This window comes from Denitrovibrio acetiphilus DSM 12809 (genome assembly GCF_000025725.1).
GTDB classification, from domain to species: domain Bacteria; phylum Chrysiogenota; class Deferribacteres; order Deferribacterales; family Geovibrionaceae; genus Denitrovibrio; species Denitrovibrio acetiphilus.
The window spans coordinates 1,490,784-1,503,679 of the sequence record NC_013943.1; the positions used below are offsets into that span (position 1 = coordinate 1,490,784).

General features: G+C 42.0%; 14 protein-coding genes. All 14 read right to left on the reverse strand.

Translation table 11 applies throughout. From position 1 onward, the window contains the following. Positions 1 to 18: 18 nt before the first annotated feature. The 14 genes from aspS to murJ all read right to left on the reverse strand — a co-directional run bounded on the left by aspS (position 19) and on the right by murJ (position 12,857). Positions 19 to 1,809 carry an aspartate--tRNA ligase gene (gene aspS / locus DACET_RS07210; protein WP_013010726.1) on the reverse strand — a complete coding sequence of 597 codons (1,791 nt, stop codon included), beginning with the start codon at positions 1,807 to 1,809 and terminating at the stop codon, positions 19 to 21. A 1-nt stretch (position 1,810) separates the two neighbouring features. After that, positions 1,811 to 3,073 (reverse strand): histidine--tRNA ligase, encoded by a 1,263-nt coding sequence (gene hisS / locus DACET_RS07215; protein ID WP_013010727.1) that lies wholly within the window; start codon positions 3,071 to 3,073, stop codon positions 1,811 to 1,813. A gap of 63 nt (positions 3,074 to 3,136) precedes the next feature. After that, on the reverse strand, positions 3,137 to 3,835 hold the full coding sequence (locus DACET_RS07220; protein ID WP_013010728.1) for a cytidylate kinase-like family protein: 699 nt from the start codon (positions 3,833 to 3,835) through the stop codon (positions 3,137 to 3,139). Next, the gene (folK, locus tag DACET_RS07225; RefSeq protein WP_013010729.1) at positions 3,826 to 4,329 is read right to left on the reverse strand and encodes a 2-amino-4-hydroxy-6-hydroxymethyldihydropteridine diphosphokinase; all 504 of its coding nucleotides are present in this window, start codon (positions 4,327 to 4,329) and stop codon (positions 3,826 to 3,828) included. The genes DACET_RS07220 and folK overlap by 10 nt, the downstream gene beginning before the upstream one ends. Beyond that, the gene (locus DACET_RS07230) at positions 4,289 to 5,008 is read right to left on the reverse strand and encodes a lysophospholipid acyltransferase family protein (protein ID WP_013010730.1); all 720 of its coding nucleotides are present in this window, start codon (positions 5,006 to 5,008) and stop codon (positions 4,289 to 4,291) included. The genes folK and DACET_RS07230 overlap by 41 nt, the downstream gene beginning before the upstream one ends. Next, entirely contained in the window at positions 5,005 to 6,375 is a 1,371-nt protein-coding gene (locus DACET_RS07235; protein ID WP_013010731.1) for a dihydrolipoyl dehydrogenase family protein, read from the reverse strand. Before DACET_RS07235 ends, DACET_RS07230 begins: the two co-directional genes overlap by 4 nt. Before the next feature lie 2 nt (positions 6,376 to 6,377). Next, on the reverse strand, positions 6,378 to 7,790 hold the full coding sequence (gene ahcY, locus DACET_RS07240; protein ID WP_013010732.1) for an adenosylhomocysteinase: 1,413 nt from the start codon (positions 7,788 to 7,790) through the stop codon (positions 6,378 to 6,380). A 64-nt stretch (positions 7,791 to 7,854) separates the two neighbouring features. Next, entirely contained in the window at positions 7,855 to 8,991 is a 1,137-nt protein-coding gene (gene metK, locus DACET_RS07245; protein ID WP_013010733.1) for a methionine adenosyltransferase, read from the reverse strand. 10 nt (positions 8,992 to 9,001) lie between these two features. Beyond that, on the reverse strand, positions 9,002 to 9,235 hold the full coding sequence (locus DACET_RS07250; protein ID WP_013010734.1) for a hypothetical protein: 234 nt from the start codon (positions 9,233 to 9,235) through the stop codon (positions 9,002 to 9,004). 5 nt (positions 9,236 to 9,240) lie between these two features. Beyond that, entirely contained in the window at positions 9,241 to 9,678 is a 438-nt protein-coding gene (gene rimI / locus DACET_RS07255) for a ribosomal protein S18-alanine N-acetyltransferase (protein WP_013010735.1), read from the reverse strand. Then, complete coding sequence (gene tsaB, locus DACET_RS15510) at positions 9,653 to 10,240, reverse strand: tRNA (adenosine(37)-N6)-threonylcarbamoyltransferase complex dimerization subunit type 1 TsaB (protein WP_013010736.1); 588 nt, start codon at positions 10,238 to 10,240, stop codon at positions 9,653 to 9,655. The genes rimI and tsaB overlap by 26 nt, the downstream gene beginning before the upstream one ends. Positions 10,241 to 10,309: 69 nt before the next feature. Beyond that, positions 10,310 to 10,927, reverse strand: coding sequence for an MBL fold metallo-hydrolase (locus DACET_RS07265; protein WP_013010737.1), 618 nt, complete (start codon positions 10,925 to 10,927; stop codon positions 10,310 to 10,312). A gap of 2 nt (positions 10,928 to 10,929) precedes the next feature. Next, entirely contained in the window at positions 10,930 to 11,379 is a 450-nt protein-coding gene (dtd, locus tag DACET_RS07270; protein WP_013010738.1) for a D-aminoacyl-tRNA deacylase, read from the reverse strand. After that, positions 11,376 to 12,857: a murein biosynthesis integral membrane protein MurJ gene (murJ, locus tag DACET_RS07275; protein ID WP_013010739.1), complete on the reverse strand. Its 1,482-nt coding sequence runs from the start codon at positions 12,855 to 12,857 to the stop codon at positions 11,376 to 11,378. Before murJ ends, dtd begins: the two co-directional genes overlap by 4 nt. Positions 12,858 to 12,896 lie beyond the last annotated feature (39 nt).

Genomic DNA, 12,896 nt, shown 5'->3' on the forward strand with positions numbered 1-12,896 from the left:
TTCAGAAGTTATCAAACATCAGTCATTTTCGACAACTTCGAACTTCATATACAGCTCTTTTAACTGCTTTTCATCTATCTTGCTCGGCGCTTCGCTCATCATGTCTGTCGCTTTCTGAGTTTTAGGGAAAGCGATTACATCTCTGATAGAATCTGAGCCTGTCAGGATGGTCGCAATTCTATCCACCCCAAAGGCTATACCGCCGTGAGGAGGTGTTCCGTATTTAAGGGCATCTATAAAGAAGCCGAATTTGTACTCTCTCTCTTCTGGTGTAAAGCCGAGCGCATTAAACATTTTCTCCTGCACGTCACTACGGTGAATCCTGATAGACCCTCCGCCTATCTCTGAACCGTTGAGAACAAGGTCATAGGCCTTGGCTCTCATTTGCCCCGGATCAGTGTCAAACAGCGGGATATCTTCGTCAAGAGGAGCTGTGAACGGGTGGTGCATAGCAACATAGCGTTTTTCCTCTGCATCATAGTCCAGAAGCGGGAAGTCAAGCACCCATACAAATGAGTAATCTCCTTCTTTTATAAGTCCAAGCTCTTTCCCAAGCTTCAGCCTGACTTTAGACATGTAAAGGTTTACGATATCTTTTTTGCCGGCTCCGAAAAATATAATGTCTCCCGGCTTGCCGTCCATAGCCTTAACTATTGTATCGGCAGAATCTCCCAGAAATTTAACAATCGGGGACTGAAGACTGTCTTCATTAACTTTGATATAAGCCAGCCCGCCTGCACCAAGAGAAACAGCCAGTTCTGTAAGCTCGTCAATATTCTTTCTGGAATACTTTTCACCTGCGCCTTTGGCATTGATGGCTTTAACCACACCTCCATCGGCGACAACCTCTCTAAATACTTTGAACCCGCAATCGGCAACAAGTTCATTAATAGTTTTCAAAAACATATCAAATCTTGTGTCCGGAGCATCGTGTCCGTATTTTTCCATAGCGTTGTCATAGGACATTCTGGGGAAGCCTCTTTCAAGTTTTATCCCTTTTATATTCTGGAATATCTCAATAAACATCCCTTCCAGAAGTTCCATAAGGTCTTCTCTGTCGATGAAGGACATCTCCATATCGAGCTGAGTAAACTCAGGCTGACGGTCAGCACGCAGGTCTTCGTCACGGAAGCATTTTACTATCTGGAAATACTTATCGTATCCCCCAACCATCAGAAGCTGTTTAAACATCTGTGGTGACTGCGGAAGTGCATAGCATTTACCAGGGTTAACACGGCTTGGTACAAGATAATCTCTCGCCCCCTCCGGTGTGCTCTTAGTAAGGAAAGGCGTTTCGATATCGAGAAAGTCTCTTGCATAGAGATATTCTCTCATCGTACGCACTATATTGTGTCTTGTTATAAGGTTATTCTGAATCTTTCTTCTGCGCAGGTCGAGGTATCTGTATTTAAGCCTGATATCTTCGTTTGCGTTTGTAAAATCATCTATCATGAAAGGAGGAGTCTGTGAGGCGTTGAGGATTTTTAATTCGTCAACCATAACTTCTATCTCACCGGTCGGGAGTTTAGTGTTTATGGTTCCTTCAGGTCTCATCCCGACTTTACCTTTAACAGCTATAACAAATTCGTTTCTGATAGAATCAGCAACAGCGTGAACGTCTTTATTATATTCAGGACTCATGACAACCTGTGTCAGCCCCTCTCTGTCTCTGAGGTCTACAAATATAACCCCGCCGTGGTCTCTGCGTCGTTGAACCCAGCCCATAAGGCAGACTTCTTCTCCAATGTTTTTTGCTGTGAGTTGAACACAGTTATGTGATCTTCGCCAATCGCCCATGTGTGAAAGCAATTTAGTTCCTCCTGAGTTTATCGGATATGTATTCTATAGTCTTTTCAAGCATAACATCTTCCTGACCGCCTGTTTCCATATCCTTAACAGCGGCAGTGCCTTTATTCATCTCGTCCTCACCAAGGATAACAGTAAAACGTGCACCGTTCTTATCCGCAAGCGAAAACTGTTTTTTCATTTTTCTGAAATCATAATCCATGTCAGCACTGATTCCGGCAGAGCGCATGTCATTAACCATCTTCAATGCTTTTTTGTCTGATATATCTTTAAAAGATACCACAAATGCATCAATTTCGTTCTCTTTCTCTGTCTCTTTCAGCATGGCGAGAGCTACCATTCTGTCGATCCCGGTTGCAAAACCTATCCCCGGAGTGTCCGGTCCGCCAAGCAGCTGTATAAGACCGTCATAACGTCCCCCTGCTCCCACGGCAGATTGCGACCCGAGCTTATTAGTTACAAGCTCAAAAGCTGTACGGACATAATAATCCAGTCCGCGCACCATCATAGGATTCACATTATAAGGCACCCCAAGGGTGTCCAGATAATTTCTGACACCGTTAAAATGCTCTTCACACTCACCGCAGAGGTGGTCAAGGGCAACAGGTGCGTTTTTAGTTATCGCTTTGCAGCCGTCATTTTTACAGTCAAGAATACGCATGGGGTTTTTGTTAAGTCTGCGAAGACAATCCTCGCAAAGCCCCTCTTTATTATCATTAAGATATGCAATCAGTTTTTCGTTATAAGCAGGACGGCACTCAGGGCACCCGATAGAGTTTATCTCCATCGAGACAAATTCCTCAATACCAAGGTTGCATGCCAGTGTGTAAAGGACATTGACAACATCTGCATCCACAGCAGGACCTGCGGAGCCGAATACCTCTATCCCTGCCTGTGTGAATTGTCTGAAACGTCCTTTCTGCGGGCGTTCTCTTCTAAACATCGGACCTATGTAGTAATATTTTGATGTTGCAGGAGGATTATATAATTTGTTTTCGACATAGGCACGCACAATAGAAGCTGTCCCTTCAGGACGAAGCGCAACATTTGTGCCGTCTCTGTCCTCAAATGCAAACATTTCTTTCTCTACTATATCTGTCGATCCGCCTATACCCCTGTCAAAAACTTCGATTTTTTCCAGAACAGGAAGATAAAACTCCTGATAGTTGAAAGACTTAAACGTCTCTTTGAATATTTTCTCGACTTTCTGCCAGTAACGGGATTCCAGTCCATATATATCTCTGAATCCCTTGACCTTTTTATACACTTGGGGTACTCCTCTAAAACTCAAGTAATATGCTAATTTACAATGCTAGTCAATATGGAATAGCTATAAATTAAATTTTATCTCAGCTATCTTACCAATCGCAAGGCTGGCTTCTTCGAGATCAAGTTTAGACAGATTAAGGACACCGTGATACATCCAGTGGTCATCTATACTTCTGCCAAAATAGTGCTTGAAGTATTTACGTTTTCTGTTGTCAGTGTCTTTGATCTTTTCATATGCTTCTTTCTCGGAAAGTTCCTCACGCATACTCACCCATCTCACTCTGTCGTCCATAGTGGCTACAAGTCTGAAGTGAATAGCCTTAGGGTGATCTTCCAGAATACACACACCGCCTCTGCCAAGAACAACAGCATTCATCTCGTCTGCTGCTTTATTTATGATCCGACGCACCATTTCATGAAATGATTCTGCATCTGTTATATTCTCATCTCTGCTGTAGACATCAAAAAAAGCCTCATGCTCCTGAGACATCATCTGTCTCACAGTTTTCTGAGAATAGTCAGTATTTTTAAATAAGTCTGCAAACATATTTATGTCGAAATATTTAGACATAAATGAACGGACAGAGGAGTGCTGCTCCTCATCAAACAGCTTAACCTTCTCCTCGTCAGACCCGGTCAGTATAGCCGCAAATTTAACAAGCTCTTTGTTAAACAACCTGAACTTAAGATTTTCAGCCAGCCTTTCTGCGACATATTCTCCACCGCATCCGTATTGTCTGGATATAGTAATTATCGCCATACAACAGCTCCCAGTCTTTTAATGCCTAAATCATCTTTAATTATATTTACCATAGAATTAATGCTCAGGCAACTTTCGGGATTTACATATTCAGGACATATATCCATCAGCGGATACAGTACAAAACTACGCTTATGCATCTGCTGATGCGGGATATGTAGTTTTGGATATTTATACACTGTCCGGTTAAAGTCTATAATGTCTATATCAAGCACGCGAGTGTACCATCTGCCGTTATTGGTTCTGCCAAGCTTTCGTTCAATCTCTTTCAAAGTATGTAAAAGTTGTTCAGGTTCCATGTTTGTACGTATCGCTACACACAGGTTAAAATATGAATCCTGATCATCTTTAAGAAGTGATTGTGTCTTGTAAACAGGTGAAACGGAAACAATGTCACAAAAATCGCTGATAAGCTTTATTCCGTGGCAGAGATTCTCCGACTTTCTACCAAGATTACTTCCCAGCCCCAGAATTGCGCAGTTCTTTCTGCTCACTTTCCATCCTTTTTCTGATAAGTTCCAGAAGTTCCCTGTCTTTCATCCCTTCCGGACTGACAGGCTCAAGAAACCTGATTGTAACCTTTTGAAAAGGGTTAATCTTAAAGCTGCTTTTAGGGAGAGTTTCACCTGAACCTTCGATCACAAAAGGTGCTATCTCGTGACCTGTTCGCACCGCAAGGGTAAAAGCTCCCCTCTTAAATGGGAGCATATTTCCATCGTCCGACCTTGTCCCCTCCGGAAAAAGCACTATGGAATAACCTTCCTGAATTTTCTTTGCTGCCGCAAAGAGACTTTTCAGTGCATCCCTGCTCTCACCTCTGTTAATGGGAACAAGCCCGATAGCCCTTATTCCGAAGCCGAAAACAGGAATTTTAAAGAGCTCTTCCTTCGCCATAAAAGTAAATCGTTTATCTATAACTGATAAAAGAACAAATATATCAACGTAACTCTGATGATTTCCCATGAAAACATAATTTCGATCAGGAGAGAGGTTCTCCACACCTTCGACTTTGGCTCTGACACCGAAAAGAAATATATTTATCTTTGCCCATAACCTGGCAAGACTGAGGTATATATTTATACCTACAAGAAGAAACGGCATACCTATCAAAACGAGAATTACTGTATGAAAAGCAAGAGCTATCCATACAAATGCACTGTAAATTATTTTCATTTGATTTTTCCGGCGATGTCACCGAGAACGCTTGAGTATGTTGGGTGGTTAAACACAAAATCCTCAAGGCGTGTCAGAGGCATTTTAGACTGCACCATCATGGCAAAAGTGGACACAATATCCGTTGCCCCGTTACCTACTGCATGACATCCTAATATCTTTTTATTATCAGGACTGTAAAGGATCTTCACCAGTCCTTTGATTGTTCCGTGAATTACTGATTTTTCAAAATTTTTGAAGCTGTGTCTGATAACTTTAAACTCTATACCAGACTCTTTAGCTTCATCCTCAGACATGCCGACAGAAGCTATCTCAGGATCCAGCTTAAGGATACGGGGGCATAAATCCGCTGATATATTTCTCTTGCGGTCCATAATGTCGTTTGCTGCGATATCCGCAGACATGTACGCCCAGTTAACAAACATATTAACGCCAGTGGAGTCACCAACCATGTATATATCAGAATTAGACGTTTTAAGTTTTTTAGTAAGCTTAGGGTATCCTTTTTCATCAAATTTGATACCTGCGTTTTCAGGTTTCAGCTTTTCAATGTTCGGTGCACGCCCGATAGAGACAAAAACTTCTTCACCCTCAAGCTTGCTTTCATTATTCAGAAAAATGATAGTCTTGTTTCCGACCTTCTCTATCCTATCAACAGAAACACCCTTAACGATCTCAACTCCGCTTTTTCTGAACTGGTCTTCGAATTCCTTAACAATCTGCGAATCTATTGAACCGAGAAGACTGTCACTTTTTTCGACAAGAGTGACCTTACACCCTATTCTTTTGAAAAATGTCGCATATTCTGTCCCAATAAATCCGCCCCCAACCACAACGACACTTTTCGGAGTGCTTTCAAGATCAAATATGTTTGTTGTATCAAGGAGTTTTTTAGTAGACGGAACATTAGCGCTCATATTATTTGAGCCTGTGGCAATAATGGCTTTTTCGAAAGAAATATATTCTTCACCATCTTCTTTCATTACTGTCAGGGTATTTTTATCTTTGAAAACCGCAAAACCTGTCAAAATTTCCACACCGGATGAACTCAGGTTATCCAGAAACCCTTTAACGACTTTACTGGCAACACCTTCGACATGTTTACGCGCCTTTTTAAAGTCAAAGTTATGCTGATGTCCGCATTCAGAATCAACAAAATTCGACGTTTTGTTTACAAAACGCTCATAAAGGTGACTGACGTGAAGGAGAGTGTTAGAGACAACACTTCCTCCGGTACAGTAGTTTCCGCCGATGTGTTTGTCGATAAGCAGAACTTTCTTTCCATTATCGGCAAGTTTTTTGGCAGCCTCGATGCCGGCAGGACCGGCACCGATGACAACCACTTCGTAGCTTATATTTTCAGACAAGGTCAATACCTGTAATGATCTGGTTTATAAGGTCCTTCAACGGGGACTCCTATATAATCAGCCTGATAATCTTTCAGAACGGTAAGCTTAACACCGATTTTTTCGAGGTGCAGTCTTGCTACTTCCTCATCAAGCTTTTTACTGAGCACATAAACACCTGGCTTATATGTTTCTCTGTTTTCCCAAAGATCTATCTGTGCCAGAGTCTGATTTGTAAATGAGTTGCTCATTACAAAAGACGGGTGTCCAGTTGCACAGCCAAGGTTTACGAGGCGACCTTCGGCAAGCATGAATATTTCGTGACCATCAGGGAAAGTGTATTTATCAACCTGTGGTTTTATGTTGGTTTTGATTATTTTAGGGTAAGCGTTCAGTTTCTCAACTTCTATCTCGTTGTCAAAGTGACCGATATTACAAACGATTGCCTGATCTTTCATCTTTTCCATGTGTTCAACACGGATAATGTCTTTGTTTCCGGTAGTGGTTACATATATGTCAGCCATGCCGAGTGTGTCTTCAACAGTTTTAACCTGATAGCCTGCCATAGCAGCCTGAAGTGCGCATATCGGGTCTATCTCTGTTACAATAACGATTGCGCCAAGTCCTCGCAGGGATTCCGCACAACCTTTACCAACATCTCCATAACCGCACACAACTGCAACTTTTCCTGCTATCATAACATCTGTGGCACGTTTGATACCGTCAACAAGAGACTCGCGGCAACCGTAGAGGTTGTCAAATTTAGATTTTGTAACAGAATCATTAACATTTATTGCAGGTATAAGCAGTTCACCCTTCTCCATCATATGATAAAGCCTGTGAACACCTGTAGTAGTCTCTTCAGAAACACCTTTCAACTCTTTTACAGTTTCCTGCCAGCGTGTCGGTGCTTCAGCAAATATTTTTTTAAGCTGAGCAAGAAAAACACTCTCTTCAGTGCTGTCTGCCTTTTTATCAAGTATGGAAGGATCTTTTTCAGCTGCCACACCTGTGTGTATCATCATTGTCGCATCGCCGCCATCGTCAACAATAAGCTGGGGACCTTTACCATCAGGAAACCGGAGTGCCTGCTCAGTACACCACCAGTACTCTTCGAGACTTTCACCTTTCCATGCAAATACAGGTACGCCTGTAGCAGCTATTGCGGCGGCAGCGTGATCCTGTGTAGAAAAGATGTTACAACTCGCCCAGCGGACATCAGCTCCGAGAGCTACCAGAGTTTCGATCAGAACTGCCGTCTGAATCGTCATATGAAGAGAACCGGTAATACGTACACCCTTCAAAGGCTGTAATTTAGCATATTTTTCTCTTGTTGCCATAAGACCTGGCATTTCGTGCTCTGCGATCGCAATCTCTTTGCGTCCGAAATCGGCAAGATTAATATCGGCAACTTTATACTGAAGTGTTTGATTCATAACATACTCCTTTTGGTGAAAAAACACCCGCAGAAGAGCCCTGCGGGTGCGGATTATAAGATTATCAGCCTATTGCAGTTTTAAGATCTGCAATTTTATCTGTGTTTTCCCAAGGAAACTCGCTGCGTCCGAAATGTCCATATGCAGCAGTAGATTTGTAAATAGGTCTCCTGAGATCCAGAGCATCCATGATGCCTTTTGGTGTGAGGTCAAAAACCTCACGCACAGCTTTCTCTATCTTTTCCTCAGGGACAACAGATGTTCCGAAGGTATTTACCATAATACTTACCGGATCAACAACACCAATAGCGTAAGCAACTTGCAGCTCACAACGTTTAGCAAGACCGGCAGCTACGATATTTTTAGCAACCCATCTTGCTGAATATGCAGCAGAACGGTCAACTTTAGATGGATCTTTACCACTGAAAGCTCCGCCGCCGTGACGCCCCATGCCACCGTAGGTATCAACAATTATTTTCCTGCCCGTAAGACCGCAATCTCCCATAGGACCACCTATAACGAAACGTCCAGTAGGGTTGATGTGATACTTTATATCACCTGCGTTAAGTTCTTGAGGTATTACACCTTTTATAACCTGAATAATATCTTTCTTAAGGTCGTCAAGATGAATATCTTCGGAGTGCTGCGTGCTTATAACAACTGTATCAACACGAACAGGGTTAAAACCGTCATATTCTATTGTGACCTGAGATTTACTGTCAGGGCGGAGGTAATTGAGCTCGCCGCTTTTACGAAGCTCAGAAAGTTTTTTGGTAAGTTTATGAGAAAGAGTAATGGGAAGAGGCATTAGTTCAGGAGTTTCATCACATGCGAAACCAAACATAAGCCCCTGGTCACCTGCTCCTCCGACGTCAACCCCCATCGCAATATCAGGGGACTGCTTGTCAAGAGTAACCATCACACCACAGGTGTCACAGTCGAAGCCATGAGCTGAATTACGGTAACCTATATTGCGAACTGTCTCACGAACAATTTCAGGGATTTCCACGTAAGTGTTTGTAGTAACCTCGCCGGAAACCACAACAAGACCTGTTGTAACCAGAGTTTCACAAGCTACTCTGCTGTAAGGGTCATCTTTGATCATTGCATCAAGAACTGCGTCTGATATCTGATCAGCCATTTTATCAGGATGTCCCTCACTAACGGACTCTGACGTAAACAGGTAGTTTTTATTATTCATTAGCATTCACCTATTTATTATTTTCAGATTTCTTTTGAGCAAGAAGCATTTCCATCTTATCTTTGCCTCTAAGTTTTGAAATCTTTATCTCTTTGATTTTCGCTTCCACTTCAGGCGGAAAATATTTAAGGCTGTAAAGAGCTTCCAGATCCTGTTCAAAACTTATATGCGCTTCGAACAGCTTCCTGAAATCCTGATCAGTCTGAACCATCTTCTCTACTAATTCATTTTCAACCTTAAGCATTATAATCACCCCTCATTTTTTGGGATACTCAAATACATCCTCAGAGCATCCATACCTTTTCCATAATAATCTTTTATCGTTCCCGAGTCCTCAAACCCGTATTCACTGTATAGACAAATAGCCCCCGCGTTAGTTTTATCAACCTCCAGATAGATGTTGCTAACTTCGGGGTGCATCAAAATACAAGCGTCTAAAAGTTTGCGTGCTATGCCTTTTCTGCGATATAAAGGTGAAACGGCGATATTGCCAACTTCTCCCTCATCTAAAATATACCAGAAAATAATATAACCTGCCACTTCGCCGTTAATTTCGTAGACAAGGAAATCACAGTTAACTTTAGTAAGTTCAGCAACAAAAGAGGACTCAGACCATGGTCGTTTAAAAACCTCTTTTTCTATCAGACAGACAGAATCAATATCAGCATGCTCTGCTTCTCTTATCAAAGTTAATTTCCGCCTCACTCGCCCGCATATACATGGGGGAATAGTCAGTTATAAATTCATGAAATCTATCTGAGAGTACAGCTTTTGAAAGATCATCCCACCGCCCGCCGGAGTTAATAACATAAAAATCATCTGTACAGTCCATCTTTTCAGTCTGGAAGCCAGAAAATATTCCGTCACTAAAGCTGTATTCTCTAAACCCGTAAAGTCTCCCACGTAGCTTCACAGCAGTCTTAACGCTTTCTTTTCCGGAGATGATCGCTGCTGCATCCAGAGAGCTTATCCCCTCTAACTTTTTACCGCATGACAAACAAAACCCGAGCAGACTGCCGACACCTATCCTGATGCCGGTGAATGACCCGGGTCCGGTAACTATATAATATTTATCGATATCCTGTGGTGAAAGCTGAGATGTTTTAAAAATAAAATCCATAACAGACATCATTTTTTCGCTTAGCTTATTTTCGAGCCTTACGCTCACGGATGCAATGATATTTGCTTCATCGTCACAAACAGTAGCAGAAAGACCTTTACCTGAAGTATCCACAAGGATTTTGTTCATTTAAAATATATTATCAGAAACGATTCATAAGTCAATATATCAAATCCCCTCTTTAATGCTTTGCTGTGTTTAAAGAAATGGATTAAACTTTTTTTCATGCCCTATGCTGCTGGAGGGTCCGTGCCCGGGAAATACCTTTGTTTCATCAGGGAGGCTGAACACCTTTTCTCTTATACTATGCATAAGCTGCTCAGTTGATGCATAAGGGAAGTCTGACCTGCCTACCGATTCAAGAAACAGCGTGTCGCCTGTCATTACAGACTTCAATTCACGAACGTAAAGACATACTCCTCCCGGAGAATGTCCCGGAGTATGAATAACACCTATCTCTATTCCACCTAAACTCAATTGTTGTCCATCGGTCAGGTAGTCTGTAATTGCAGGGTTTTCTATTTTATCAAAGCCAAACATTGCTGACGATTCTGCTCCGTGTGAACAGAGGAATTCATCATCTTTATGAAGCATAAAGGGTATGTCATATGCTTCTTTTAGCTGCGAAACAGAACCTATGTGGTCAAAATGCCCATGGGTGTTTACAATGGCTACAGGTGTAAGTTTGCCCTGCTTGAGATACTTCACAATGCTTTCCGTATTGCCGCCGGGGTCAACTATCACCGCCTTTCCATCTTTAGATATAATATAGCAATTGACCGCAAGGGGGCCAACAATAATGCTTTCAAGTTTCATAATCAGCTCCGTTTTTCTAATATTATTGTTACCGGACCGTTATTTTCAAGCCCGACATTCATTTCTGCTGCGAACTGTCCGGTTTGAATTCTGCTTTCGCCCAGTTCCTCTTTGCAGCAGTTAGTAAAATATTCATAAAAGCTATTTGCCGTTTCCGGCTCCATAGCGTTACCAAAATCCGGTCTTAACCCTTTTTTGCAATTCCCCGCAAGGGTAAACTGACTAACGATAATCATTTCCCCTGCTATATCCTTAACAGACCTGCCCATTTTTCCGTTGTCGTCTTCAAAAATACGTAAATTTGATATCTTATAAGCGAGTTCTTTACAGAAGGCTTTTTCATCCCCTTTTTCAACTCCGAAAAGCACAAGGAGCCCCTCTTTGATATCTGCAACCCTCACGCCTTCTATATCAACATAGGCACTGTTTACTCTCTGAACAACTGTTTTCATCTCAATGCACTCCGGATATGTATCCCTGTCAGCCGCAGCGAAACAAAATATACTATACACCCTATAAGTATAACCGGAATAATGTTTAATCCAGCAAGAAAGAGTGAATATGTTGCTCCGCCCATAAAAAAACAGGCAATAGCGATTTTTATAAGAAGTTTGATGTTTTTCATAAAGTCATATTTGTAATCACGCATTTTAACATAAAGATAGAGACAGTTCATACCTGCTGCAATACCTGATGCCAGAGCTATGCCGGCGTGCCCCATCGGTTTAATAAGAATAAGGTTAAATACAATATTAGCAATAAGAGCAATAAAAGCACCTTTTACTGGTGTCTTCATATCTTTTTCTGAGTGGAAAACTCTGCTGAAAACATTAAGCATAGAATAAAACATGAGACCTACAGTGTACATCTGCAAAGCGGAAGCCGTTGCGCCAACATCAGACAGGCTGAAATTCATCCTTGCATACACTATTTCGATAATGGGATAAGCAAGGACAATGAGCCCTGTCGAAGCAGGAAGCATGATTATAAAAATAGCATTCACAGCCTTATTAATAAGGTTGTTACGCCTTGAAAGGTCACCCTCGGTATTTGCCCTACTGATCTCCGTGAGTGTGACTGTGCCCACAGCAACAGCAAACATCCCCAGCGGAAACTGAAAAAGTCTGTTTGCATAATAGAGATAAGAAATACTGCCAACGGTAAGGAATGAAGCAAGAATCCTCCCCACCATAAAATTAAGCTGGTTTATCCCCACCCCTGCCAGCGAAGGTATAACAAGATAAAATGTTTTTCTCACATCACGGCTGTATCCGCCTTTAAGATTTGGTCTGAAACCTTTATAAAAAGCGTAGGACATGACGTAGACAAGCTGCAATACTCCACCCGCAAAAACACCATAACATAAATACATTATGTCGATACCGCGCTGAAAGCCTATCCATGCGCCAACAATCATTGCTATATTCAGAATGGCTGTGGACGAGCTTGGGATATAATAGCTGCCCTTCAGGTTCAGGTAACCTGAAAGAAGTGCGCAAATTGTAACAAAAAGCAGGTAAGGCATAAGCACAACGACCATTGATGCGGCTTTCGCTATGAGGTCGGCGTCATCAGCGTAGCCGGGCATGAACATGGTTACAATTTGAGTTGGGAATAATGTGGTAAAAAAAAGAATGGCGCAAATCATTCCAGATACAGCTACAATAAGACTGGTAAGATAGTTATCTGCTGCCTGCCTGCTCTTCAGAGACATATTATCACTTAAAAAAGGGACAAATGCAGAAGACAAGGCACCTTCAGCAAAAAAAGCTCTGAAAAGATTCGGGATAGCAAAAGCGACAAAGAAAGCATCGGTCACTCCGCTTGCTCCAAAAAAACCGGCAACAGCGACATCTCTTATGAGTCCGAATATCCTGCTCGTGAAGATACCGAGCCCTGATTTGAGAACTTTATATATAAATCCTGACATGACAAATGTTTTCCTTAATGTTTTCCTTAATTTTTTCCG